Source organism: Agromyces bracchium, from assembly GCF_009709675.1.
Lineage (GTDB): Bacteria > Actinomycetota > Actinomycetes > Actinomycetales > Microbacteriaceae > Agromyces > Agromyces bracchium.
Genome location: NZ_WMLB01000023.1, coordinates 316,530 through 340,593, shown reverse-complemented (window position 1 = coordinate 340,593; position 24,064 = coordinate 316,530). Strand labels below are relative to the sequence as shown.

At 71.4% G+C, this 24,064-nt stretch carries 21 protein-coding genes; 11 read left to right on the top strand and 10 right to left on the bottom strand.

Annotated features, from left to right (window positions below; all coding sequences use genetic code 11):
- Positions 1 to 16 precede the first annotated feature (16 nt).
- On the top strand, positions 17 to 301 hold the full coding sequence (locus GJ743_RS11060; protein ID WP_155051958.1) for a hypothetical protein: 285 nt from the start codon (positions 17 to 19) through the stop codon (positions 299 to 301).
- Positions 298 to 1,812, top strand: coding sequence for a glycosyltransferase (locus GJ743_RS11055; RefSeq protein WP_155051957.1), 1,515 nt, complete (start codon positions 298 to 300; stop codon positions 1,810 to 1,812). The genes GJ743_RS11060 and GJ743_RS11055 overlap by 4 nt, the downstream gene beginning before the upstream one ends.
- A gap of 77 nt (positions 1,813 to 1,889) precedes the next feature.
- Here the strand turns inward: GJ743_RS11055 and rfbD are convergent, their stop codons facing one another.
- Positions 1,890 to 2,738 carry a dTDP-4-dehydrorhamnose reductase gene (rfbD, locus tag GJ743_RS11050; protein ID WP_155051956.1) on the bottom strand — a complete coding sequence of 283 codons (849 nt, stop codon included), beginning with the start codon at positions 2,736 to 2,738 and terminating at the stop codon, positions 1,890 to 1,892.
- Position 2,739: 1 nt separating this feature from the next.
- Positions 2,740 to 3,738 (bottom strand): dTDP-glucose 4,6-dehydratase, encoded by a 999-nt coding sequence (gene rfbB / locus GJ743_RS11045; RefSeq protein ID WP_328289074.1) that lies wholly within the window; start codon positions 3,736 to 3,738, stop codon positions 2,740 to 2,742.
- Between the two features lie 146 nt (positions 3,739 to 3,884).
- Here rfbB and GJ743_RS11040 point away from each other — a divergent pair, with 146 nt between their 5' ends.
- Genes GJ743_RS11040 through rfbA form a run of 3 tightly spaced genes read left to right on the top strand, consistent with a single transcriptional unit; the run spans position 3,885 to position 6,302 of the window.
- Positions 3,885 to 4,814: a class I SAM-dependent methyltransferase gene (locus GJ743_RS11040; protein ID WP_155051954.1), complete on the top strand. Its 930-nt coding sequence runs from the start codon at positions 3,885 to 3,887 to the stop codon at positions 4,812 to 4,814.
- Between the two features lie 9 nt (positions 4,815 to 4,823).
- Positions 4,824 to 5,435 carry a dTDP-4-dehydrorhamnose 3,5-epimerase family protein gene (locus tag GJ743_RS11035; protein WP_328289073.1) on the top strand — a complete coding sequence of 204 codons (612 nt, stop codon included), beginning with the start codon at positions 4,824 to 4,826 and terminating at the stop codon, positions 5,433 to 5,435.
- Between the two features lie 3 nt (positions 5,436 to 5,438).
- Positions 5,439 to 6,302: a glucose-1-phosphate thymidylyltransferase RfbA gene (rfbA, locus tag GJ743_RS11030; protein WP_155051953.1), complete on the top strand. Its 864-nt coding sequence runs from the start codon at positions 5,439 to 5,441 to the stop codon at positions 6,300 to 6,302.
- A 9-nt stretch (positions 6,303 to 6,311) separates the two neighbouring features.
- On the opposite strand, the gene GJ743_RS11025 is transcribed toward rfbA, so the two are convergent.
- From GJ743_RS11025 to GJ743_RS11015, 3 genes are read right to left on the bottom strand one after another with little or no spacing between them, the layout of a single operon-like run.
- Positions 6,312 to 7,175 (bottom strand): glycosyltransferase family 2 protein, encoded by an 864-nt coding sequence (locus tag GJ743_RS11025; RefSeq protein ID WP_328289072.1) that lies wholly within the window; start codon positions 7,173 to 7,175, stop codon positions 6,312 to 6,314.
- 16 nt (positions 7,176 to 7,191) lie between these two features.
- Entirely contained in the window at positions 7,192 to 8,532 is a 1,341-nt protein-coding gene (locus GJ743_RS11020) for an ABC transporter ATP-binding protein (protein ID WP_376861881.1), read from the bottom strand.
- Positions 8,433 to 9,353: an ABC transporter permease gene (locus GJ743_RS11015; RefSeq protein WP_155051952.1), complete on the bottom strand. Its 921-nt coding sequence runs from the start codon at positions 9,351 to 9,353 to the stop codon at positions 8,433 to 8,435. The genes GJ743_RS11020 and GJ743_RS11015 overlap by 100 nt, the downstream gene beginning before the upstream one ends.
- 196 nt (positions 9,354 to 9,549) lie before the next feature.
- Here GJ743_RS11015 and GJ743_RS11010 point away from each other — a divergent pair, with 196 nt between their 5' ends.
- Positions 9,550 to 10,671: a glycosyltransferase gene (locus tag GJ743_RS11010; protein ID WP_155051951.1), complete on the top strand. Its 1,122-nt coding sequence runs from the start codon at positions 9,550 to 9,552 to the stop codon at positions 10,669 to 10,671.
- Here the strand turns inward: GJ743_RS11010 and GJ743_RS11005 are convergent.
- Positions 10,576 to 11,526 carry a hypothetical protein gene (locus tag GJ743_RS11005; RefSeq protein ID WP_155051950.1) on the bottom strand — a complete coding sequence of 317 codons (951 nt, stop codon included), beginning with the start codon at positions 11,524 to 11,526 and terminating at the stop codon, positions 10,576 to 10,578. The two genes, GJ743_RS11010 and GJ743_RS11005, sit on opposite strands and share 96 nt — an antisense overlap.
- Positions 11,516 to 12,457: a glycosyltransferase family 2 protein gene (locus tag GJ743_RS11000; protein ID WP_155051949.1), complete on the bottom strand. Its 942-nt coding sequence runs from the start codon at positions 12,455 to 12,457 to the stop codon at positions 11,516 to 11,518. Before GJ743_RS11000 ends, GJ743_RS11005 begins: the two co-directional genes overlap by 11 nt.
- A 130-nt stretch (positions 12,458 to 12,587) precedes the next feature.
- Between GJ743_RS11000 and GJ743_RS20190 the strand changes: the two genes are divergently transcribed.
- The 5 genes from GJ743_RS20190 (at position 12,588) to GJ743_RS10975 (ending at position 20,774) form a co-directional block, all read left to right on the top strand.
- Positions 12,588 to 15,413, top strand: a complete 2,826-nt coding sequence (locus GJ743_RS20190; protein WP_155051948.1) for a YfhO family protein — start codon at positions 12,588 to 12,590, stop codon at positions 15,411 to 15,413.
- 85 nt (positions 15,414 to 15,498) lie between these two features.
- A complete protein-coding gene (locus GJ743_RS10990; protein WP_155051947.1) occupies positions 15,499 to 15,936 on the top strand; it encodes a hypothetical protein in 438 nt (145 codons plus the stop codon).
- Positions 15,933 to 17,984, top strand: a complete 2,052-nt coding sequence (locus GJ743_RS10985) for a hypothetical protein (RefSeq protein WP_155051946.1) — start codon at positions 15,933 to 15,935, stop codon at positions 17,982 to 17,984. The genes GJ743_RS10990 and GJ743_RS10985 overlap by 4 nt, the downstream gene beginning before the upstream one ends.
- A gap of 73 nt (positions 17,985 to 18,057) precedes the next feature.
- Positions 18,058 to 19,596 carry a DUF2142 domain-containing protein gene (locus GJ743_RS10980; RefSeq protein ID WP_196216982.1) on the top strand — a complete coding sequence of 513 codons (1,539 nt, stop codon included), beginning with the start codon at positions 18,058 to 18,060 and terminating at the stop codon, positions 19,594 to 19,596.
- Complete coding sequence (locus tag GJ743_RS10975; RefSeq protein ID WP_155051944.1) at positions 19,593 to 20,774, top strand: glycosyltransferase; 1,182 nt, start codon at positions 19,593 to 19,595, stop codon at positions 20,772 to 20,774. Before GJ743_RS10980 ends, GJ743_RS10975 begins: the two co-directional genes overlap by 4 nt.
- Before the next feature lie 3 nt (positions 20,775 to 20,777).
- Here GJ743_RS10975 and GJ743_RS10970 read toward each other — a convergent pair whose 3' ends face one another.
- From GJ743_RS10970 to GJ743_RS10960, 3 genes are read right to left on the bottom strand one after another with little or no spacing between them, the layout of a single operon-like run.
- Positions 20,778 to 21,875 (bottom strand): glycosyltransferase family 4 protein, encoded by a 1,098-nt coding sequence (locus GJ743_RS10970; RefSeq protein ID WP_155051943.1) that lies wholly within the window; start codon positions 21,873 to 21,875, stop codon positions 20,778 to 20,780.
- A complete protein-coding gene (locus tag GJ743_RS10965) occupies positions 21,872 to 23,170 on the bottom strand; it encodes a hypothetical protein (protein ID WP_155051942.1) in 1,299 nt (432 codons plus the stop codon). Before GJ743_RS10965 ends, GJ743_RS10970 begins: the two co-directional genes overlap by 4 nt.
- Entirely contained in the window at positions 23,167 to 24,057 is an 891-nt protein-coding gene (locus tag GJ743_RS10960) for a glycosyltransferase family 2 protein (protein WP_155051941.1), read from the bottom strand. The genes GJ743_RS10965 and GJ743_RS10960 overlap by 4 nt, the downstream gene beginning before the upstream one ends.
- Positions 24,058 to 24,064 lie beyond the last annotated feature (7 nt).

The following is a 24,064-nucleotide window of genomic DNA, read 5'->3' as shown; positions in this document are numbered from 1 at the left end:
AAGGAAGTCATCGAGCGTGAGCGAGGTCCGTGGAGTCAATTGGTCCGAGGGGAGGCCCGGAATCGGACTCACCCCCGAGGAGCGGGCGATCGAGCAGCACCTCGAGCTGCTGGACCGCGTGATCGGCCTCGAGCAGCAGGTCACCGAACTGAAGTCGGCGAACGTCCTCGGCCCGTCCGAGACGATCGCCGTCGAGCGCAACCTCGCGGCGATGCGGTCCTCGATGACCTGGCGGGCCGGCCGACTGGTCACGCTGCCGATCCGTGCGGCCAAGGTCGTGAAGCGGCGGATCCTCGGATGAGCACGCCCGACGATCCCGGCCGCGGCCGATTCGAGGCCTGGATCGACGGGGCGGGCCTCGCCCCGGACGAGCCGCGCCGCGCGATCGATGCCGTCCTCGCGGCCGGCGTCGCACCGTCGCAGGTGCGGCTGGTCGTGCGCGCGGCAGAGGCCGAGTCCGCGGAGCAGCCGGCCTCCGAGGCCCGCGGCGCCGGGGTCGAGGTCATCGACGCCGACCCCGTGTCGCTGTCCGAACGCCTCGCGAACACGGATGCCGAGTTCATCGTGTTCGTCCGCGCCGGTCGAGTCCTGCCGGATGCCTTCGCGCACCTCGCCGCCTACTTCGACCGGTACCCGCGACTGTCCGCCGTGTACGGCGACTCGACCACCGAGACCGGGGCGCCGCTGCTGCGCCCGATGGCCTCGCCCGTCCGCCTGCTCGGCAACGACTACCTCGGCCCCGTCGTCGCCGTGCGGGCCGACGCGCTCCGCCGGATCGGCGGCTTCCGCCCCGACGCCCGGCGCAGCCAGGTCCTCGACGTGGTCCTCCGCCTCGATCGCATCGGCGCGGAGATCTCCCTGCTGCCCGCGATGCTCGCGATCGAGGACCTGCACCACGACGACTTCGCGGGCACCTCCGACGCTCAACGCGGTGTCGTCGAGCACGAGCTCCGGGAGCGCGGGATCGAGGCGCGCGTCGAGGACGTCGAGCCGTTCCTGCGCCGCGTCCGCTTCGAGGTCGTCGGCGATCCGCTCGTGTCCGTCGTGATCCCGACGCGCGGGAGCGCGGCCGAGATCGGCGGCGTCGACCGCGTCCTGGTGGTCGAGGCGGCGCGCGGCGTGATCGAGGGATCGACGTACGAGAACGTCGAGCTGGTCGTGGTCGCCGACGCCGAGACGCCGCCCACGGTGATCGAGGAACTGGAGCGGATCGCCGGCGACCGCCTGCGCCTGGTGCTCTGGGACGCGCCGTTCAACTTCAGCGGCAAGATGAACCGCGGTGCCGCGGCCGCGCGCGGCGAGTACCTGCTGCTGCTGAACGACGACGTCGAGATCGTCACTCCGGACTGGATCGAGACGATGCTCGGCATCGCGCAGCAGCCCGGCGTCGGTATCGTCGGCGCGCAGCTCTACTTCGAGGACAGCACGCTCCAGCACTCCGGCCAGGTGTACACCGGCGGGGTCGCCGGTCATGCCGCCTTCGGCTGGGAGGGCGGCCGGGACGACTCGATCAAGTCGCTCAACGTCGATCACGAGGTGTCGGGCGTCACCGCGGCCTGCGCGCTGATGCGCCGCGACCTGTTCCTCGAGGTGGGCGGCTTCAGCCTCGCCTTCCCGGGCAACTACAACGACGTCGACCTCAACATGAAGATCCGGGCGACCGGGCGGTCCGCGGTCTTCTCGCCGTGGGCGCGGCTGTACCACTTCGAGTCGAAGACGCGCGACCCGAGGATCCTCGACACCGACATCTCGACGCTGCAGTCGCGCTGGGCGCGCCGGATGCAGGTCGAGCTCTATTCGCGCATGCTCTGACGCGCGCGCGGCATCCGCCCCGAAGACGAGCGGATGCCGCGTCGCGCCGCGTACGCGTCAGGCGATCCGTCGCGCGCTCAGGCGCTGACGGCGCCGGTGCGCACGGCGTCGGTGAGCGCGTCGCGCCACGGACGCATCTCGGCGATGCCGGCGGAGGCCCAGGCCCCGTGCCCGAGCACCGAGTACGACGGACGAGGAGCCGGACGCACGAACGACGAGCTGTCGGTCGGCGTGATCCGCTCGGGGTCGAGGCCCGCCTCCTCGAGCACGGCGCGCGCGAACTCGTACCAGGTCGCCTGGCCCGAGTTGGTGCCGTGGTACACGCCCGCGGGGGCGTCGGAGTCGAGCAGCGCGACGATCTGCGCCGCGAGGTCGGCCGTCCACGTGGGCTGGCCGAGCTGGTCGTCGACGACCGACCAGGTGTCCTTCGACTTCGCGAGGTTCAGCATGGTCTGCGCGAAGTTCGGGCCGTGCTCGCCGTACAGCCATGCCGTGCGGACGACGTAGGTGCCGTCCGGATGCGCGGCGAGCGCGAGTTCCTCGCCGGCGGCCTTGGTGCGGCCGTAGGCGTTGATCGGGTCGCGGGGGAGGTCCTCCGCGTACGGTTCGGTCGCATTCCCGTCGAACACGTAGTCGGTGGAGACGGTCACGAGGCGCGCCCCGAGCGTCGCACAGGCGGCGGCGAGGTTCGCCGTGCCCGTGGCGTTCACCGCGTAGGCCTGCTCCTCGTGCGATTCGGCGTCGTCGACCTTCGTGTAGGCGGCGCAGTTGACGACCACGTCATGACCCGCCACGGCCGCGGCGACCGCGGCGGCATCCGTCACGTCGAGGTCGGCACGGGCGAGCGCGGTCACCTCGCGGCCCGCGAGCGCCGCCTGCAGGTCGCGGCCGAGCATGCCGTTCGCGCCGGTGATGAGCACGCGCATGCTACTGCCCCTGCGCCTTGTACTTCGCCTCGGTCTCGTCCTTCTGCGGCGCCCACCAGGCCTCGTTGTCGCGGTACCACTCGATCGTGTCGGCGAGGCCCGACTCGAAGTCGGAGAACTGCGGCTCCCAGCCGAGCTCGGTGCGCAGTCGCGTCGAGTCGATCGCGTAGCGGAGGTCGTGGCCGGGGCGGTCGACGACGTGGTCGTAGGCGTCGGCGGGCTGCCCGAGGGTGGTGAGGATGAGCTCCACCACGTCCTTGTTGTTGCGCTCGCCGTCGGCGCCGATGAGGTAGGTCTCGCCGATGACGCCCTTCTCGAGGATCGTCAGGACGGCCGACGAGTGGTCGTTGGCGTGGATCCAGTCGCGGACGTTCTCGCCCTTGCCGTAGAGCTTCGGTCGCTCGCCGCGGAGGACGTTGGTGATCTGGCGCGGGATGAACTTCTCCACGTGCTGGTACGGACCGTAGTTGTTCGAGCAGTTGGAGATGGTCGCCTTCACGCCGAACGAGCGCACCCAGGCGCGCACGAGCAGGTCGCTGCCGGCCTTCGTCGACGAGTACGGGCTCGACGGGTTGTACGGGGTCTGCTCGGTGAACTTGGCCGGGTCGTCGAGTTCGAGGTCGCCGTAGACCTCGTCGGTCGAGATGTGGTGGAAGCGGATGTCGTGCTTCCGCGCCGCCTCGAGCAGCGTGTACGTGCCGATGATGTTCGTGTCGAGGAACGGCCGCGGGTTCGCCAGGGAGTTGTCGTTGTGGCTCTCGGCGGCGTAGTGCACGACGGCGTCGTGCTCGGCGAAGAGCTCGTCGACGAGCGCCGCGTCGCAGATGTCGCCCCTGACGAACCGGAAGCGGTCCTCGGGGAGTCCGTCGAGCGAGGCGAGGTTGCCGGCGTAGGTGAGCTTGTCGAGCACGGTCACCGAGTGGTCGGTGTTCGCGAGCACGTAGTGGACGAAGTTCGAGCCGATGAAGCCGGCACCGCCGGTCACGAGGAGTCTTGACACGCGTTTCATCCTACCGACCCGCGCCGCGCGCTCCGCGGCGTCCGCCTCGGGCGGCGTGCGCACGCGGCGGCGGGTGTGCGAGGATCGGCGTGGAGGCCATCGGAGCGTCCGACGGCTCGTCCCACCCGGCCGCGAGGTGACCCACGGTGACCCAACTCCGATCCACGTCCGCGTTCGAGCCGTGGCGCATCGCCGAGGCCTTCTGGGAACCGCAGGTCCTCGTCGATTCGGCGTGGCACCGGCACGCGCCCTTCGCCTTCTGGCTCGTCGGAGCGCTGCGCCCGCGTCGGTTCGTCGAGCTCGGTACGCACAACGGCTTCTCCTTCTTCACCGTCTGCGAGGCGCTGCAGCGCTTCGAGGTGCCGGATGCCTCTGCGACCGCCGTGGACACGTGGCTCGGCGACGACCAGGCCGGCTACTACGGACCCGAGGTCCACCGATCGGTGGAGGCGATCGCCCGCGAGCGCTATCCGGGGATCGCCCGGCTCGAGCGGTCGACGTTCGACGAGGCCGCCGTCGGCGTCCCCGCGGGCAGCATCGACCTCCTGCACATCGACGGTCGCCACGGATACGACGACGTCGCGCACGACTTCGAGACCTGGTCGCCGAAGCTGACCGAGCGCGCCGTGGTCGTCTTCCACGACACGAGCGAGCGGACGGAGGGCTTCGGCGTCTGGCGGTTCTGGGCCGAGGTCGCCGAACGGCACCCCTCGTTCGCGTTCGTCCACGGCCACGGGCTCGGGGTCCTCGCCGTCGGGGACGACGTCCCGTCGGAGGTCCTCGAGTTCATCGACGTCGCGCGGGCCGAGCCCGACGCCGTCGAGGCATGGTTCGCCGAACGCGGCGAGGCCGTCGCCCGTGCGCACGCCGCCGCCGCGGCGCGCGCGGCGGAGGATGCGCGCCGGGCGGCCGAGATCGCCGCCCTCACCGCGGAGAACGCGACCCTGCGCGCCCGCCTCGACGCGGCCGCGGAGGAGCGCCGGCACATCCTGGCGAGCACGAGCTGGCGGATCACCGCACCGGCCCGTGCCGCGGGTGCGCTCGCGCGACGACTGCGTCGTCCGGGCGTTGGGTAGACTTCCGGGGTGCAGATCCGCGAACTGAAGATCCCCGACAGCTACGAGATCACCCCGAAGCAGTTCGGCGACGACCGCGGCGTCTTCCTCGAGTGGTACCGGTTCGATCGCCTCGAGGAGGCGATCGGGCATCCGCTGTCGCTGGCCCAGGCGAACACGTCCGTGTCCAAGCGAGGTGTCGTGCGCGGCATCCACTTCGCCGACATCCCGCCGAGCCAGGCCAAGTACGTCACGGCGACCCGTGGCGCGGTCCTCGACTTCGTGATCGACATCCGCGTGGGTTCGCCGACGTTCGGCCAGTGGGACTCGGTGCTGCTCGACGAGCAGGACCGCCGGGCGATCTACATCGCCGAGGGACTCGGCCACTGCTTCGTCGCGCTGAGCGACGACGCGACCGTGAGCTACCTCGTGACCGCGCCGTTCAACGCGCCGCGCGAGCACGGCGTGAACCCCCTCGACCCCGAGATCGGGCTCGACTTCACGCTCGACTCGGCCGACCTGCTGCTCTCGCCGAAGGACACCGACGCCCCGAGCCTCGCCGAGGCCGCGGCATCCGGACTGCTGCCCACCTGGGAGGCCGCCCGGGCCTTCTACGACTCGCTGAACTCCAAGGGGAACTGACCGATGCGCGGCATCATCCTCGCCGGTGGATCCGGCACGCGGCTCTGGCCGATCACCAAGGGCATCTCGAAGCAGCTCATGCCCATCTACGACAAGCCGATGATCTACTACCCGCTGTCGACGCTGATGATGGCGGGGATCAACGAGATCCTCATCATCACGACGCCGGAGTACAACGCGCAGTTCAAGGCGCTGCTCGGCGACGGTTCCGACCTCGGCATCCGACTCGAGTACGCCGTCCAGCCCTCGCCCGACGGGCTGGCCCAGGCCTTCATCATCGGCGAGGAGTTCATCGGCGACGAGTCCGTCGCGCTCGTCCTCGGCGACAACATCTTCCACGGCACAGGGCTCGGCTCGTCGCTGCGCCAGCACAACGCGATCGACGGAGCGGTCATCTTCGCCTACCAGGTGAGCGACCCGACCGCCTACGGCGTCGTGGAGTTCGACGAGAACTTCACGGCCGTGTCGATCGAGGAGAAGCCCGCGCAGCCGAAGAGCGACTACGCGGTTCCCGGCCTCTACTTCTACGACAACGACGTGATCGAGATCGCGAAGTCGATCGAGCCGAGCGCGCGCGGCGAGCTCGAGATCTCGACCGTGAACGAGCGCTACCTCGAGCGCGGCACGCTCCAGGTTCAGGTCCTCGACCGCGGCACGGCATGGCTCGACACCGGGACGTTCGAGTCGATGATGCAGGCCTCCGAGTACGTGCGGGTCATCGAGGACCGGCAGGGCTTCAAGATCGGCTGCATCGAGGAGATCGCCTGGCGTGCGGGATGGATCGACTCCGAACAGCTCGCCGCACTCGCGGCTCCGCTCGTGAAGAGCGGCTACGGTCGCTACCTCATGCGACTCGCCTCCTCCTGAGGCGCGGCGTCAGACCTTCCCTCCGCGTCCGCGCCGGGTCTCGACCTCGGCGCGGACGCGGAGGCCCGCCAGGATGATCGCGCGCACCGGCCAGAGCAGCGGCGACGGGTACTTTCGCGCGACGAATCGCGCCGCGCTGTCGTGGTGGACGCGGATCATCGCCGATGACGACTCGGACGTCGAATGCGCGCCCGTGTGGACGACGGAGGCGGCGGGCTCGTAGCGGTTCAGCCATCCCGCCTTGCCGAGGCGGTAGCCGAGGTCGACGTCCTCGAAGTACATGAAGTAGCTGTCGTCGAAGCCTCCGAGCTCGTCGAACGCCCGACGACGGACGAGCAGGCACGACCCGGACAGCCAGCCGGCGTCGCGGCCCGTGGGCTCCGACTCGCTGCGGTGGTACCTCGTCGTCCACGGGTTGCCGGGCCAGACGCGGTAGAGCAGCGCGTGGCCGATCCCCGTGCGGAGCGATGGGACGTCCCGGGCCGACGGGTACAGGCTGCCGTCGGCGTTCAGCACACGCGGACCGAGGCTGCCGATGCGCGGATCGGCGGACCCCGTCGCGACCAGGACGTCGAGCGACCCCGGTCCGAGGACGATGTCGGGGTTGCTGACCAGCACCCACTCGACGGAGTCGGGGAGGCCTCGGACCGCCCGGTTGACGGCGCCGCCGTAGCCGAGGTTGGCCGGCATGGGCAGGTACTCCGCGCCGTGCGTCGTCGCGATCCGCTCGGCCTCGCCGAAGCCCGGGCGATTGTCCGCCACGACGACGACGGCGTCCTCCGCCCCCGCGGACGGGACGCTGGCGAGGAACGGCTCGAGCGCCTCGTCGGAGCCGTACGACACGGTGACGATGGCGACCTGCGGCGTGCTCACGACCTGCGCGTCCCCGTCATCGAAGCGCGGACGCGGGGGCGACCTCGCCGCGCGTCGCGAACTGGACGAAGCCGGCCGCGTGCGGGTCGGCGGTGAAGTCGACGCGCCCGGCCGGGTCGAGCTGCGCGAGGATCTCTCCGTCGAGCGTCGTGGCGCCCGCGCTCAGCACGAGCTGTGCGACGGCGAAGTTCGTTCCCGCCACGTCGAACCGCACGAGGTACTCGCCCGGTTCGCTCGGGAGCTCCATGCCGAGTCCCTCCGAATTCAGGCGGTAGACGGCCTGCCCCAGCGGGGTGGAGAGCGTGAACCCGGTGATCCACTCGGTCGGACGCCGGACGAGCGCCCGGATGGTGATCGCGAGATCGGTGCCGGGCGTCACCGGCTCGGTGATCGGCGTGCCGTCAATGCTCGTGATCGTCGCCTCGATGACGTCGATCGCCGGCTCGGCCGGGGCGTGGTCGCGCAGCGCGGTCGCCTGCGAACGCTCGATGCGGTCGCGCTCGTAGCCCTCGCGGAGCACCCGGATGCCCTCGGCCACGTCGCCGTCGTAGACGACGGAGCCCGAGTCGAGCACGACCGCGCGCGTGCAGACGTCGGCGACTTGGTCGGCCGAGTGGCTGACGAGCACGATCGTGCGGCCCTCGCGCTGGAACTGGCGGATCTTCGCCATGCACTTGTTCTGGAACGGCTCGTCGCCGACCGCCAGGACCTCGTCGACGAGGAGGAGGTCGGGGTCGGAGTGGACCGCGACGGCGAAGGCCAGACGGACGTACATGCCCGACGAGTAGAACTTCACCTGGGAGTCGATGAACTCCCCGATCCCCGAGAAGTCGACGATGTCGTCGAAGACGACGTCGGTCTCGGCCCGGCTCATGCCGAGGATCGCGGCGTTGAGGTAGACGTTCTCGCGCCCGGTGAGGTCGGGATGGAATCCGGCGCCGAGTTCGAGGAGCGCGGCCACGCGACCGCGTCGCTCGACCACGCCGGAGCTCGCATCGATGATCCCGCCGATCACCTTGAGCAGCGTGCTCTTGCCCGAACCGTTGTGGCCGATCAGGCCGACCGTCTCGCCGAGCTCGATCGTGAGGTCGATGCCGTCGAGCGCCCAGAAGGTCCGCTTGCCCGTCTCGCGGTGGCGGAAGTAGAGGACGCGCTCCTTGATCGACTTGTCGGTGTGCAGGATGAAGCGCTTGGAGACGTCGTGCAGCCGGACGACCGGCGCTTCGACGGCGGAGGGGGCGGGGGTCGAGATGCTGATCAGAGCTCCTGTGCGAAATTGCTCTGCAGGCGCGAGAAGACGCGCTGCGCGATCCAGAGGAAGATGATGCCGACGACGAGGGCGACGAGCATGCGCCACTCCAGCCCGGCCGGCCAGTACTGCGCGGGATCGGCGGACCCGGCCGTCCACATCGCCCGCTGCATGCCGATGATCGCCAGCGTGATCGGGTTCGCCAGGTACAGCTCTTCCACCCACGACCCGTGCAGGACGTCGTTGACGAGCGCCATCGAGTACACGATGGGCGAGAGCCAGAAGAAGATCAGGACGTAGATCTCGACGAGGTGCTCGACGTCGCGGAGGTAGACGTTGACCGCCGAGAGCACGAGGGCGAGCGCGGTCCCGAAGACGACCGTCACCAGGATGGAGAGCGGGACGTAGAGCAGCTCGGGGTGCAGCGGCGGGCGGGCCAGCACGATCGTGGCGACCACGAGGATCAGGAACTGCACCATGAAGTTGAAGAGGGCCCCGCCGACCGCGGCGAGCGGGAAGATCTCGCGAGGGAGGTAGACCTTCTTCACCAGGCCGGAGTTCCCGACGACCGACGTGGTACCGGCGGAGACGATCTCGGAGTACAGGCCCCACACGGTGAGGCCGGTGAAGACGAAGATCGCGAAGTCGGGGATCGCGCGCGCGGCGCCGAGGAACTGCCCGATCGCGATGTAGTAGATGAGCAGCTGCGCGAGCGGTCGCACGAGGGACCACACGATGCCGAGACTGCTGTTCTTGTACTTCGCGCGGAGCTCGCGGTTGACGAGCAGCCTGAGCAGGTGTCGGTACGCGAGGATCTCGGCGAGGGACTCGCGCGTCGAACGCCGTCCGCCCGAGGCCCGGCCGACCTTGACCAGCGGTTCGTCGATCGTGCGAATGCGGGGCGCACCACTCGACGAGGCAGATTCCATTGGGTCACATCCTGAGGGTCGGGAACACTCGATCTTAGCCGACCGGGCCTGACCGATCGGTGCCACGCGTGGGGTCGGCGGAGCGGTGCACCGTAGACTCTTCCAGCGTCGCCGGGTCCGCCGGCCGACGCGATCCACCGCCACGCACGCTCGCCATCGGCCGTTCCGGCCGGCCCCGCAACGAGCCAGGAGAACCATGAGCCGCACCCCCGCCCGCCCGTCGATCGCGGTCGTGACCTGCTATCGGCACCCCGACTACGTCAGGGCCGCGAGCCTGCGGGCGGCACTGCGCGAATCCGGGATGTACGGAACGGTGCGCGTGGTCAAGAACCGTCGCACCGGGGTGCTGCGCTACGCCGAGGTCACCGGAAGCCTCCTGCGCATGCTGTCGAACCGACCCGACGCGTACCTCGTGACGTTCCGCGGGTACGAGATCCTGCCCGTCGTGCTGCTGCTCGCGGGCGGCCGTCCGGTGTACTACGACGAGTTCATCAACCCGGTGGAGTGGTTCGTCCAGGAGCACGGCAAGTTCCCCGAGGGGTCGCTCCGGGCGCGGCTGCTGCGCGCGATCTTCCGCCGGCTCATGCTGCGCAGTGCGCGCGTGCTCACCGACACCGCCTCGCATGCGGACCACTCCGCCGCCCTGATGGACGTGCCGAGGTCCCACTTCAGCCCCGTGGCGGTCGGAACCGACGAGGAGACCTTCCGCCCGATGGAACGGACCTGGAGTCCGGACCGCCTGCGCGTGCTCTACTACGGGTCGATGCTCCCGTTGCACGGGCTCGAGGTCGTCCTCGCCGCCGCGGAGTCGCTCGCCGCCGACGCGCGCGTCTCGTTCACGTTCGTCGGCGGCGGCGAGGACGACGCGGAGCGGATCGCCGAGGCCGGTTCGCGCGGCGCTCGCGTCCGCCACGTGTCCTGGGTGCCGTATGCGGAGCTGCCCGCCCTGTTCGCCGAGCACGACCTGATGCTGGGCGGGCCGTTCGGCGCGACGACGCAGGCGCAGTTCGTCGTGACGGGGAAGACCTACCAGTTCCTCGCGTGCGCGCTGCCGACCGTCGTCGGAGAGAACCTCGAGAGCGACGTGTTCACCGACCGCTCCGACGCGCTCGTGGTCCCGCTGGGCGACTCGGCCGCCCTCGCCGACGCCGTCGGCTGGGCCGCCGACCACACCGATGAGCTCTCCCGCATCGGGTCGCGGGGTCGCGAGCTGTACGAGCGCCTATTCTCCGTCCACCGCATCGCGATCGAGCTCCGTGCCGCTCTTGGCGCGCAGCATGCGGCCGACGTGGAAGATGCTCGAGATCACGAACAGTAGGCCGAGGAAGAGCGCGTAGAAGGCGCGGTCCACGATGCCCGCGGCGACGATGGTGTCGACCGGGACCCCGTGGAGGCCCTCGGCGAAGATGAGGAATCCCTCGCGGAACCCGATGGCGCCGGGCGTGATCGAGACGAAGAGGGAGAGGTTGGCGCTCGCCGAGTAGACGATCGCCTGGGCGAACGTGTAGGCGCCCGTCCCGACGGCGTTGATCTCGACGAAGTAGATCGTCGCCATGATGAAGACCTGGGCGACGGTCACGGCGCCGATCGCCGCGAGCTGCGGCCAGCGGTGGGACAGCCCGACGCGGCGGACGACGATCACGATCAGGACGGCGCCGACGACGAGCCCGAGGGCGGAGAGCCACGGCAGCGTCGTGCAGAACAGCAGGGCGCCGTTCAGCACGGCGAAGACGAAGAAGTAGTAGAGCGTCGCGTAGGTGTAGTCGCGCAGCCGCATGCCGAGCCGCGTCTTGAGGTAGGCGGCGCGGATGCCGGGACCGCTCTGCAGCGGCCCGAAGAAGTTCGACACGGTCGAGTACACCGTGAGCAGGAGGCCCTCGCCGAACGGCAGGCGATGCCCGCTCAGTCGGATGGTGGATTCGAGGATCCCGAAGTGGGTCACCAGGATGACGGTGTACAGGCCGAGGAGCAGGGCGAGCGTGCCCCAGCCGACCGAGAGCACGTCGTCGATGATCGACGGGTTCAGCGCGATGTAGCCGATGATGAACGCGAAGAACGCGACCATGACGGCGATCGCGAGCGCGCGCTTGTGACGACGCGCCCACCTGACCGGGGCCGACCCTGCGACCGCGCGGCCGGCGGCCCGGAGGCGCTCGACGAGGTCAGTCGCCATACCGCTGGATCTTGAGGTACTCGAGTGCGTCCTCGCTCAGGGATCGATTGATCCTCGTGAGGTCGGCGATCACCCCGAGCGCGAACGAGAGCAGCGAGCCCGTCGCGAGGATGGCGCCGATGAGCAGCGACTGCAGGTGATCGCCCTGCACGTCGAGTGCCACCAGCACGAGGTACCGCACGAACGGGATGAGGGCCGCGACCGCGAGGATGACGCCGAGGGAGGCGAACACGATGTAGGGGCGGTACATGAGGTACGCGCGGGTGATCGCGGAGCCGGAGAGCAGCATGTGCTGCCAGATGTTCTTGAACAGCCGCGACTCGCGGGTCTTCGGGTTCGTCTCGACCGGGACGCTCGTGATCGCCAGGCGCTTGTAGCCGGCCTGGATGATGGTCTCCATCGTGTAGCTGAACCGCGTCACGACGTTCAGGCGGATGAGCGATTCCTTCGAGTACGCCCGGAATCCGCTGGCGGCGTCGGGGAGGTCCGTTCCCGCGGCCTTGTTGACCACCCAGCTGCCGAAGCGCTGCATGATCTTCTTGAACCGCGAGAAGTGCTCGATCTTGCCCGTCTGGCGGTCGGCGACGACGATCTCGGCCCGGCCGTGGATGATGGGCTGCACGAGCTCCGGGATGCGCGCCTGGGGGTACTGGTTGTCGCCGTCGGTGTTCACGACGATGTCGGCGCCGTTGCGCAGTGCGTAGTCGACGCCGTCCGCGAACGAGCGCGCGAGGCCCATGTTCCGCGCGTGGCGCACGAAGTGGGTGACCCCGAGCTCGCGTGCGATCTCCACGGTCCGGTCCGTCGAGCCGTCATCGATGACGAGGATCTCGACCTCGTCCACTCCGGGGATCTCACGGGGGATCGAGTTGATGACCGAGGGAAGGGTCTCTTCCTCGTTGAGGCACGGGATCTGGACGAATACCTTCATGGGGCTTTCTGTTCTCGGGGGAGGAGCGCGGGGGCACGCCATTATCGCAGGCCGCGGAGGGCGGACCGGCATCGCCGTGCGTGGCGGCGTGCGTAGACTGTGTCGGTCCCCCCGTACCCGAGGAGTATATGTGTCGACGGCCACGCCCTCGAACCGCCGACCCGCGACCGGCCGGCGCGCCCTGCTGAACCGGCTGGCCGCCGTCCGATGGGACCTGATCGCCTCCTGGGGGTCGCTCGTCGCCTTCACGGTGCTCTCCATCGGACTTCCGCTCATCGGGGTCGGCACCTTCCTCGGCACGCAACTGCTCGCCTGGCTCCCGCCGTGGCAGTCCGACCTCGCGGACCCGACCCCGCTGACCAACCGCCTGATCGGCGACACCATCGACTCGATGGCCCCGCAGACGATGCTCCTCGTCGACTCGGTGCGCTCGGGCGTCTTCCCCGAGTGGAACCCCTACGTGGCCGGCGGGGCGGAACTGGCGGGTCTCCCGAACTCCGGGGCCTACTCGCCGCTGTCGCTCCCGTGGTGGCTGCTGCCGGCGTCGTATGCGGCGGCGGTCGTCAAGCTGCTCGAGATCGCGCTCGTCACGCTCGGCATGTCGCTCTTCCTGCGCCGACTCCGGGTCCGCCAGGTCGCCTGGCCGCTCGCGAGCATCGTGTTCGTCTCGTCCGGGTTCATGATCGCCTGGACGAACTGGCCGCAGACCCGCGTGGCCGCGTTCATCCCGCTGCTGTTCTGGGCCCTGGAGCGTGCGGTGGCCGAGGCCCGCGCGCGCGACATCGTGCCGGTCGGCATCGCCGTCGCGGGGCTCATGCTGGGCGGCTTCCCCGCCATCGCGGGGTACGCGCTCTACGCGGGCGCGGCATACGTCATCGTGCGCGCGTTCGTCCTCCGGCGCGGCATCCGCGAGATCCTCGTCTCGGGCGCGGTCGCCGCCGGCGGCGTCCTGCTGGGCCTGATCCTCGCGGCGTGGCAGCTCGTGCCGTTCGCGCTCAACGCGCTGAGCGTGATCGACCTCTCGATCCGCGAGCAGTCGGCGGATTCCCACCTGCCGTTCGAGGACCTCGCCTCCGGGCTCGTCCCCGACATCAACGGCGGGCCGACGATCGGGACCTGGGCGGGGCATCCCGTCGAGCACCTGTCGTACTTCAGCGCGGTCGCGCTGGTCCTCCTCGGGACGATGGCGCTCTTCCGACGCCGCGTCGCGGTCCAGCGCGGCGTGCCGATCTTCTTCGCCGGCATGCTGCTCGTCGCGGTGGTCCTCATCTACGTCGGCGGCCCCACGCTCGCGCTCGCCCAGGAGCTGCCGATCTTCTCGAACAACCCGATCGGCCGACTGCGCGTCATCGTCGGGTTCAGCGCGGCGGTGCTGGCGGCGTTCGGCCTCGATCGAGTCGTCGGCCCGGAGGCGCCGGGCGCCCGCATCCGCAAGTCCTGGAGATCGGGCACGGGCAGTCGCGTCGTGCTCGTGCTTCGCCTGCTCCTGCCGATCGTGCTCGGGGTCGGCGCGGTCGTCCTCGTACTCGACGTGCTCCGTGAGGTCCCGCCCGCGCAGTTCCCCCTGATCGCACGGCAGGTCGCCGCGATCGGCCTCACGGCGATCGCCGCGACGGTCATCGTGGTGCTGGCGTACTTCTTCCGCGCCCGGCTGCTCCGCGTGCTCGCGGGGATCGTCATCCCCGTCGCGCTCGTCATCCCGGCCACGCTCACGGCCGCCGCGTGGTGGCCGAAGTCCGAGCTCGACACGTTCTACCCGTCGTCGCCCGCGCACGAGTTCCTCGCGGAGGAGCTCGGCGATTCGCGCTTCGCCACGGTCGGGCAGACGATGCTCCCCGGCTCCAGCTCGTCCTACCGGATGCGCGCGGTCGGCGGCCACGCGTTCATGACGCCGGAGTGGAAGGACCTGCTCCTCGAGGTCGACGAAGGGGCGCTCCAGAGCGCCACGTACTCGACCCTGCGACCCGAAGGCATCGCGGAGTACGGGCGGTCGCCCATCCTCGATCGGCTCGCCGTGCACTACCTCGTCGCCGACCCCGGGCTCGCGCTCCCGGGCGACGTCGAGGGCGCGGCGCCGGCCGGGGTCGTCGCCGCGGCGGGCGCGGAGCTCGAGAGCTCGGTGCGGACCGGACCCGTCCGCGGGGTCGCCTTCACCGTCCAGAACACTATCGCCGCATCGGAGACGGGCGTGGACATCCGGGTCGAGCTCGTCGACCCGGCGTCGGGCGAGTCGCTCGCCGCGACGTCGACCTGGGTCCCCGCGTTCTCCGGTCAGCGCTGGGTGGCGCTCGACGCCGAAGCACTGCCCGACGAGCAGCAGTGGATCGCGCGTGTCGTGCTCGACGGCGCCGACGGTCCCGTCGACGTCGCGGCGGAAGCCGACGGCACGCTCGCGATCGACGTGACGCGGCCGGCGGATGACGGGCTGCGCGTCGTCCACACGGGCGACGCCACCGTGCTCGAGCGCACCGACGCCCTCGAACGGGTGCGCTGGGCGGACGAGGCCGTCGCGATCGCCGACCCCGACGAGCGGCTCGCCGCCATGGCGGACGGAACGGTCGGCCGGGACGCGGTCGTGATCGATGCGACGCAGGCACCGCCGGCCGACTCGGGGTCGACCGCCGTCATCGACGAGGTCGACGGTCCCGACCCCGATCGCCAGGCGTTCACCGTCGAGGTCGACGGCGGCAGCGGACTGCTCGTGATCGAGGACTCCTTCCGGCGCCCGGGGTGGAACGTCACCGTCGACGGCTCGACCGTGGAACTGCTTCCGGCCGACCACGCCGCCGGCGCCGTGGCGTTGGAGGAAGGCGAGCACGAGGTGGTCCTGACCTACTCCACTCCCGGTCTCACGGCCGGTGTCTGGGTGTCCGTGATCACCGTGACCCTGCTGGTGGCATGGGCGGCGATCGGCGCGCTCCTGGCGCGCCGCCGCGGCGCAGGCGACGCCGACTGAGCCCGGAGCCCCTCCGCGTGGCGTCCGCCCGGCGCCACGACCGGCCGCTACCCTGACGACGCAGCCGAGGGGAGAGGGGGACTCCGTGCGTCGCTCGCCGGTGTCGTGGATCGCGGGTCCCGGGTGCCTCGCCATGGCGCTGCTCCTCTCCGCGTGCGATCTCGGAGCGGTGGCCCCCTCGTCATCGCCGTCGTCGCCCACCGCTCCCGAGGCGACGGAGACGGAACCGCCCGCTCCGGCGTCACCCGTCCTGACGCAGGCGGTCTGGAACGAGCCCTCGAACGAGGTGATCGCCTCGGGTCTCGTCGACGGGACGCTCGACGCGTCGGCGGACTGCGTCTTCGAGTTCGGGCTCGACGGCCGCACCGTGACCAGGGAGACCGTTCCGGAACCCGGGCCGAGCAGCCTGGACTGCGGATCGGCGTACGTCCAGGTCGACGAACTCGGACCGGGTACGTGGTCCGTGCGGCTCGGCTACGGCGGGACGTACTCGAACGAGGAGAAGGTCGAGGTGCCCGGATGAGACGACGCGCGCTCGCACTCGTCATGCTGCTGCTCGCCGTCGCGGGCGTGACCCTGGTCGATGCCGCGACGCCGCGGCAGGCCGCGTCGGCGGCCGACGCGCGGGACTTCGATCCCGGCATGATCATCAGCGACCAGGTCTTCTACGACCGGTCGACGATGAGCGTCTCCGCCATCCAGTCCTTCCTCAACGCCCGCGTGCCCACCTGCCAGGCGACGACCGGACCGACGTGCCTCAAGGGCTACGTCACCAACACCGTGAGCAAGGCCGGCGAGTCCGGACGCTGCGGTGCGTACACCGGCAGGTCGAACCAGTCCGCCGCGCAGATCATCTACGACGTCTCGCAGGTGTGCGGCATCAACCCGCGAGCGATGATCGTCCTGCTCGAGAAGGAGCAGAGCCTCGTCACCGACGCGACGCCGTCGGACCGGCAGTACCGGAGCGCGACGGGGTACGGCTGCCCCGACACGGCCGACTGCGACAGCCAGTACTACGGCTTCTTCAACCAGGTCTACGCGGCTGCGCTGCAGTTCAAGCGCTACGCCGCGGCGCCGACGGGTCGCGCCTACGAGGCCGGTCGTAACAACAGCATCCTGTACCACCCGAACACCGGCTGCGGCACCAAGACCGTCTACATCAAGAACCAGGCGACGGCGGGCCTGTACCTCTACACGCCGTACACGCCGAACTCCGCGGCCATGGCCAACCTCTACGGCACGGGCGACTCGTGCTCGTCGTACGGCAACCGCAACTTCTGGCGCCTCTTCACCGACTGGTTCGGCTCGACGAAGGGCAACGACTCCCCGGTCGGCGACGTGACGCGCGCGGTCGGCGGCTTCAAGGCCATCGAGGTCTCCGGCACCGCGACCGATCCGAACAGCACCTCGCCGGTCCGGGTCCACGTGTACGTCGACGGCGTCGGAGCGGCCTCCGTCTCCGCCGACGGGTCCGGCGGGTCGGGGACGAACGGGTTCACGGCACGCATCGCGAACCTCTCGCCGGGAATCCGGTCGGTCTGCGCCTTCGCCATCAACGTGGGCGCCGGATCGAACACCCTGCTGCGCTGCGTCCGGGTCGCCATCCCGTCGGGGACGCCGTTCGGCGTGATCGACGAGATCGCCGGAGCGCCGGGGGCGATCGAACTGCGCGGCTGGGCGCTCGATCCCGACACCGTCGATCCGATCCGCGTCCACGTCTACGTCGACGGCGTCGGCCGCGCGTCGATCGCCGCCGACACTGTGAAGGAGGGCCTCGACCGGGCCAAGCCGGGCTTCGGCGACCGGCACGGCTTCGAGGCGACGATCCCCGACATCGGACCCGGCACGCACACCGTCTGCCTCTACGCGATCAACGTGCAGGGCGGCGCCACCAAGCGGATCGGGTGCCCCCAGGTCGCGATGCCGAGCGGATCGCCGGTGGGCGAGTTCGAGTCGGCGGCCGCACCGACGATCGGCCGGATCGACGTCTCGGGCTGGGCCTACGACCCGGACGTCGTGGATCCGATCCGGGTGCACCTCTACGTCGACGGCACGGGGTGGGCGTCCGTCCCCGCTGACGTCGAGCGCACCTCGCCGACCTGGCCCGGCTACGGCTCGGCGCACGGGTTCGCCACGCAGCTCTCCGGCGTCGCGCCGGGCAGGCATTCGGTCTGCGCGTACGCGATCAACGTCGCGGGCGGCGGGACGACGAAGCTCGGCTGCCTCGACGTGACGATGCCGCAGGGTTCGCCGAAGATCTTCATCGACGAGGCGGCGGCGGGGGCGACGCCCGGCACCGCGGTCGTCCGCGGGTGGGCATTCGACCCCGACACGGTCGACCCGATCCGCGTCCACGTCTACGTGGACGGCGTCGGCGCGGCATCCGTCGAGGCGAGCCTCGTCAAGGAGGGGTTGGGCACCGTGTACCCGGGCATGGGCGACCTGCACGGGTTCCGCGCCGACCTCACGGGCCTCTCGCCGGGCGCGCACTCGGTCTGCACGTACGCCATCGACCAGGTGAGCCCCGGCTCGACGGTCTCCGCCGGGTGCCGCACGATCACCGTCCAGTGACCGCGGTGCCCGCCAGCCGGGACGCCCGTTGCTAGACTCGGGCGGTCATGCCATCGATCGAGCGGGAGCAGGGGTGAACGCATCGACGAGGGCCGCACGACGCACGGCGGCGAATCGGGCCGGCCTGGTCGGGTTCGCCCTGACCGCGATCCTCGGCATCCTGTGGGCGTTCGCGAGTCCGATCCTCTCCGCGCCCGACGAGAACGCCCATGCCATGAAGGCGATCGCGCAGGCGCACGGTCAGCTCGTCGGCGAGGAGGTCGAGGGCGTGATGCACCTCGTCGTGCGGCTGCCCGACGAGTTCCGGTACGACCCAGCGCTGCTCTGCTACGCGGGCGATGAGAACCGGTCGGCCGACTGCGGCGCCGAGCTCGGCGGCGAGCGGGGCCAGGACTGGTTCAACACGTGGACCGGCGCCTACAACCCCGTGTACTACGCACTGGTCGGATGGCCCTCGCTGCTCCTCGGCGGCGATGCGGGACTCATCGCCATGCGCGTCGTCAGCGCGCTGATCGGGGCGCTGTTCGTCGGCGCCGCCTTCCAGTCGGCGCTCGCGAGTCCGCGACAGCGCTGGATGCCGCTGGTGCTCGCGTTCGCCGCCCTGCCGTTGTGCGTGTACCTCATGGGCTCGGTGAACCCGAACGGGTTCGAGATCGCGGCCTCGGTCGCGCTCTGGATGGCGCTGCTCCGGCTCCTCGAGGCGCACGACGACGACGGCTCCGACGTGGTGTTCTCGACGACCTGGCTGTGGGTGGTCACGACCGCCGCGGCCGCCGCGCTCGTCACGGCCCGCGCGCTCGGCCCGCTCTGGCTCGTGGTCATCGTCGCGCTCGCGGCGCTGACGGTCGGTTGGAGGCCGGTCCGCCGCCTGTTCACCACCGCGCGCAGCTACATCTGGATCGCCGTGATCGCCGTGTTCGGGCTGTTCTCGCTCGGCTGGACGCTCCTCGGCGGCAGCCTCTCGAGCCAGGCGAACGAGGGCGATGCGCCGCTGGTCGGCGCCGGCTTCCTCGAGGGCGCGGTCTACATGCTGCGCCTCACCGACGAGTTGCTGCAGCAGTCGATCGGCGAGTTCGGTTGGCTCGACGCGGTCCTCCCGGGCTGGTCGCTGTGGGCGGTGGCCGCGGTCGTCGCCGCCATCGTGTTCCTCGCCGTCGGCTCGGCCGACCGGCGCGCAGCGGTCGTGATCGCCGTGGCGGTGGCGGCCTGCGTCCTCGTGCCGGTGCTCGTGCAGTCCCGTTCGGTCGCGCAGACCGGGATCATCTGGCAGGGGCGGTACGGCCTGTTCCTCTACCTCGGCGCGCTCATCCTGGTCGGCTGGCTGCTCTCCTCGCCGTACGCCGAGCGGGTCGCGTGGATGTCGGTCAGGTACACGTGGCTCGGCGCCGTCATGTTGTCGGCGTTCGGCGCCTACGCGTTCCTCTTCGTGATGTACCGCTACGTGGTGGGGCTCGACGACCGCATCACCGAGATGGTCCTCGCACCGGAGTGGCAGCCCCCGGGCGGCTGGATGCTGCTGGTGGGGCTGTACTCGCTCGCATCGGCCGCATTCGCGGTCTTCGTGGGCCGGCTCGGTGCGATCGCCGCCCGACCCGCGGACGCCTCCGCATGAGCGCACCACGCGTCGCGATCTGCTACGACTGCCTCTTCCCGGTGAACACGGGGGGCGGCGAACGCGTCTACCGGCGGATGGCGGAGGAGCTCGTCGCGCGCGGATCGCGGGTGAGCTACGTCACCCGCGCCCAGTGGCCGGCCTCGGCGCCGCCGCGTGCGCCGTTCGACCTCGTGTCGGTGTGGCGCGGCGAGATCTACGACGACGCGGGCGTCCGCACGACGCGCAGCGCCGTGGCCTTCGCGTTCGGCCTGTTCCGACACTTCCTCCGGCACCGCCGCGAGGTCGACCTCGTGGTCGTGGCCGCGCTTCCCGTGCTCAACGTCTTCGCCGTCCGTGCGGCGCTGCTCGGGCGGCCCGTGGTGATCGCCGTCGACTGGCTCGAGGTGTGGCCCGCGCGCAAGTGGCGCGCGTATGCGGGCGCGGCGACCGGGACGATCGCCGCGGTGCTGCAGTGGCTCGCGGTCCGGATCGGCGACATCCGCCTCGTGAACAGCGACTTCACTCGCGCGCGGCTGCGCGCGGCGCTGGCGGGCGCCGACCCCATCGTGCTCGGCCTGCTCGACCTCGCGGGTCCACCGCGCGGGTCCGTCGACCGGGAGGTGGCCGGGGTCGGCCCCGCTGCGCACGGCGCCTACGTCGTGTTCATCGGCCGTCACATCGCCGACAAGCGACTGGAGGCCCTGCCTCCCGCCCTCGCGGTGGCGCGGCGCGCGTTCCCCGGGCTGGAGGCGCGCGTCGTCGGCGCAGGCCCGGAGACCGAGCGCGCCAGGGCTGCGGCCGCCGATGCGGGCGTCGCCGATGCCGTGCACTTCCTCGGCCGCCTCGGCGACGACGACCTCGACGCGGTCGTCGCCGGTGCCGCGGCACTCGTGAATCCCTCCGCCCGCGAGGGGTTCGGGCTCGTGGTCGCCGAGGCCGCCGCCGTCGGCGTCCCGTCGATCGTCGTCGCCGGCGAGGACAACGCCGCCGCCGAGCTCGTCGAACCCGGCGTCAACGGCGCGGTGGCGACGGATGCCTCGGCCGAGGCGCTCGGCGGCGCCATCCGAGCCGTGCTCGACGGCGGCGACGACCTGCGCCGCTCGACCGCGGAATGGTTCGCCAGGGAGCGCGCGCACCGGAACCTCGGCGGATCGGTGGATGAGCTGCTCCGACGGGCGGCACGGCTGCGTCGCTGACGCTCAGCCCGCGAGGGCGCGTTCGAACGAGTCGAGCGTGCCGCGGGCGGTGCGTTCCCACGAGAAGCCCGCCGCACGCGCGAGGCCGGCCCGCGACATCCGCTCGCGCTCGGCGCGATCACCGAGGAGCGCGTCGATCGCGCGGGCGAGCCCGGCCCGGTCGTCGGGGTCGACCCAGCGCGCCGCCTCGCCGCCGACCTCGCGGAGCACCGGCAGGTCGGATGCCACAACGGGGACGCCGCGCGCCATCGACTCGATGAGCGGCAGGCCGAAGCCCTCGAACCGGGTCGGGAACGCGAACAGCGCCGCCTCCGCATAGAGCCGCTCGAGCTCGTCGGCGGAGACCCAGCGCTCGAGTCGCACACGGTCCTCGAGCCCCAGGCGACGCACCTCGGGCGCGAGCGGGTCGTCGTCGTGGCTGCCGGTCACGACGACGCGCGGACGACGCTCGACCGGGAGGAGTGCCACCGCCTCGAGCAGCGCGACGAAGTTCTTGTGCGGCATGCGGTTGCCGATCGCGAGCACGAGGTCGTCCGACCGAGCCGTGTCGGCGGCCCGGCCGCCCTCTCCGACCGGCGCCCCGCTCGCGAGCGGCACGACGTCGATCCGCGTCCGGTCGACGCCGAACAGGGCGGTGAGGTCGCCGGCGGTCGCATCGCTCACGGTCAGCACCCGCCGCGCGGCGCGCGCCGCGCCGCGGATCATCCAGCGGAGCACCGGAGCGTACGGACCGGGGACGTACTCCGGGTGCCGGAAGGGGAGCAGGTCGTGCACGGTGAGGACCATCGGCGTGCGGGTCCGGATCGGACCGAGGTTGGCCGGCGCGTGCACGAGGTCGGCGTCGAGCCGCGCGGCACGCCGCGCGACGTCGAGCAGCTCGCCGCGGGCCCACGCGACGCGGTCCTCGCCGGAGCGACCGGATGCCACGAGCTCGCCGGGGAACCACGGCGCGCCCGCCTCGACGAGCTCCGTCGAGGCCAGCCCGACGAGCTCGAGGTCAGGGCGCAGCTCGCCGAGTCGCGGATAGAGCTCGCGGACGTACGACTCCATCCCGCCCTTGCGGCCGGTGTGGAAGAGGAGGTCGACGAGGATCCGGGTCACGGCGTCCCGCCATCCGGTCGCTCGTCGCGCGCGTGGCGCGCCGACCCGGCCGCCTCCGTGCCGGCCGGTGCCGCGGCATCCGCCCCGGCCTTCGCAGCGCTCTGCTCGGCAGCGCTCTGCTCGGCACCGCTCTGCTCGGCGGCGACCTGCTCGGCGGCGACGCGCTCGGCGGCGACCCGGCGACGCCGCGCCGCCTCGTAGACGACCGCCGAGATGAGTTCGGCGACGAGCAGCCCGGCGAAGACCGCCGCGAGCGACCCGGTGGCGAGGGCGAGTCCGGCCAGGGCGAACGTGATGGCCGACACGAGCGCGCGCAGCCCGGTGACGAGCCGCACCTCGCCGCGGCGTCGGAGCGCGGCGAACGGGATCGTGGTCGCGAGCGAGGCCGCGCGCCACGCGCAGGCGACGAGGAGCGGCAGGAGCGTCGCCGAGGTCGTCCAGGCCTCGCCGAACAGGAAGCCGAAGAGGCCGAGCTGCTCGGCGACGAGGAGGGCGGCGATCGCGGCGACCACGGCGCCGGCCGACACGACGATGTCGAGCCCCGAGTGCTCCTTGAGCAGGCGCAGCCGCATGAAGTTCAGCGGGATCGCCAGCAGGCCCGACACCGTCGAGATCGCGGCGAACAGCACCGCCTCGTTCGGGCCGAGGAACGCGAGGATCATCGAGTTGAGCAGCGGGTACACGGCGCCCGTGATCGCCGTGTCGGCGACCACCCAGCCCATGACGCGCCGCTCGGGTCGGCTCGCGCGATGCTCGACGGGGAGGCAGCGCACGACGGTCGCCGCGACGATGCCCACGACGAGCGGCGCGAGGGCCCAGTCCTGGCCCGCGAAGCCGGCGAGCACGCCCACGAGCGCACCCGCGCCGACGAGGATCGACGCCCAGATCTCGCGGCGGTCCAGGCGCTCGGCCACCGAGACCCCGCGACCGACCTCGAGCGCGGCGACGAGCACCGGCAGCCCGATGCAGAGCGAGACCACGTTCGGCCCGGTCGCGATGACGGCGACGCCGGCGACGACGGATGCCGCGGCGAGCCACAGGGGGAACACCACGCGTCGTTCGGTGCCCGCCGAGCTGAGGCGCGACTCCACGATGACGGCGAAGGCGAGCTGTCCCGCGAAGGTCGCGACCGTGACCGTGACGGCGATGACGCCCTGCTCGGCCGTGGTGAACAGGCGCGAGGCGATCGACACGGTCGCCGCCGGGATCACCGCGAGCGAGACGCCGCCGAGCAGCGTGATGGCGCTCATGGTGGCCCGGCGCAGGCGCATCGGGGCGGGGGACTCGAGGCTCATCGACGCACCGCCTCGACCCCGGCGGCTCCGCCGAGCGCGCCGCCGAGCGTGCGGCCGAGCGCGCCCTCGAGCCGGCCGAGGAAGACCCACCAGCCGTCGAGCGCGCCGTAGTCGCCGCCGTGGCGCAGGCCGAACGCGAGGCCGCCGCCGACGAACGCGATCCGCCACGGCCACGGATAGCGCCAGCGCGTGACGACGAGGCCGAGCCCGCGACCGTACGCGCGGAGCTTCCGTCGGCGTTCCGCGCGCTCCAGCCCGTGGGCGTCGGCGATCCCGCCGACCGCGACCGACGGCGGCAGCCACGTGATCCCCGCACTCGCACGGGGCTCGCGGGACTGGATGCGCAACAGGAGGTCGGTCGCCTCGCCCGCCTGCCAGGGCGTCGGCGCCCCCGTGCCGAGGTCGGCGTCGAAGCCGCCGACGGCGTCGAAGAGGGTGCGCCGCACGAGCAGTCCCATCTCGATGACGCTCCACGCGTTCCAGCGGTCGAAGGGCGTGCCGGGCGAGGGGAGCGCGAACTTCGGTCCGTGCTCGTCGACGACGGTCATCGCGGCGAGCCGCGTGTCGTCGGGGAGTGCCCGCAGGGCCTCGAGCGTCCCCTCCGGGAACCAGGTGGTGTCGTTGGGGAACACCAGCAGGGGGTCGGCCGCGGTGAGCGCGGCGACGCCGTGGTTGCGGCCGCGGGCGGCGCCCGGCTCGCTCGAGGTGACGACCGCGCTCCCGGCGCCCGCATCGAATCGCTCGATCATGGCCTCGACCTCGGCGAGGTTGCGCTGCGCCACGATCACGAGCTGGTCGCCCCGGCCGAGCCGACCGGCGAGCGAGTCGAGGAGGCGCTGCAGCGGCTCGACGCGACCGAGCGTCGAGACCACCAGTCCGAGTTCCACGATGACT

Coding starts and splice junctions, on each gene's coding strand:
- GJ743_RS11055 (WP_155051957.1), top strand. CDS start 298: ATGAGCACGCCCGACGATCCCGGCCGCGGCCGATTCGAGGCCTGGATC.
- rfbD (WP_155051956.1), bottom strand. CDS start 2,738: ATGCGCGTGCTCATCACCGGCGCGAACGGCATGCTCGGCCGCGACCTG.
- rfbA (WP_155051953.1), top strand. CDS start 5,439: ATGCGCGGCATCATCCTCGCCGGTGGATCCGGCACGCGGCTCTGGCCG.
- GJ743_RS11015 (WP_155051952.1), bottom strand. CDS start 9,353: ATGGAATCTGCCTCGTCGAGTGGTGCGCCCCGCATTCGCACGATCGAC.
- GJ743_RS11010 (WP_155051951.1), top strand. CDS start 9,550: ATGAGCCGCACCCCCGCCCGCCCGTCGATCGCGGTCGTGACCTGCTAT.
- GJ743_RS11005 (WP_155051950.1), bottom strand. CDS start 11,526: ATGGCGACTGACCTCGTCGAGCGCCTCCGGGCCGCCGGCCGCGCGGTC.
- GJ743_RS11000 (WP_155051949.1), bottom strand. CDS start 12,457: ATGAAGGTATTCGTCCAGATCCCGTGCCTCAACGAGGAAGAGACCCTT.
- GJ743_RS10985 (WP_155051946.1), top strand. CDS start 15,933: ATGAGACGACGCGCGCTCGCACTCGTCATGCTGCTGCTCGCCGTCGCG.
- GJ743_RS10975 (WP_155051944.1), top strand. CDS start 19,593: ATGAGCGCACCACGCGTCGCGATCTGCTACGACTGCCTCTTCCCGGTG.
- GJ743_RS10965 (WP_155051942.1), bottom strand. CDS start 23,170: ATGAGCCTCGAGTCCCCCGCCCCGATGCGCCTGCGCCGGGCCACCATG.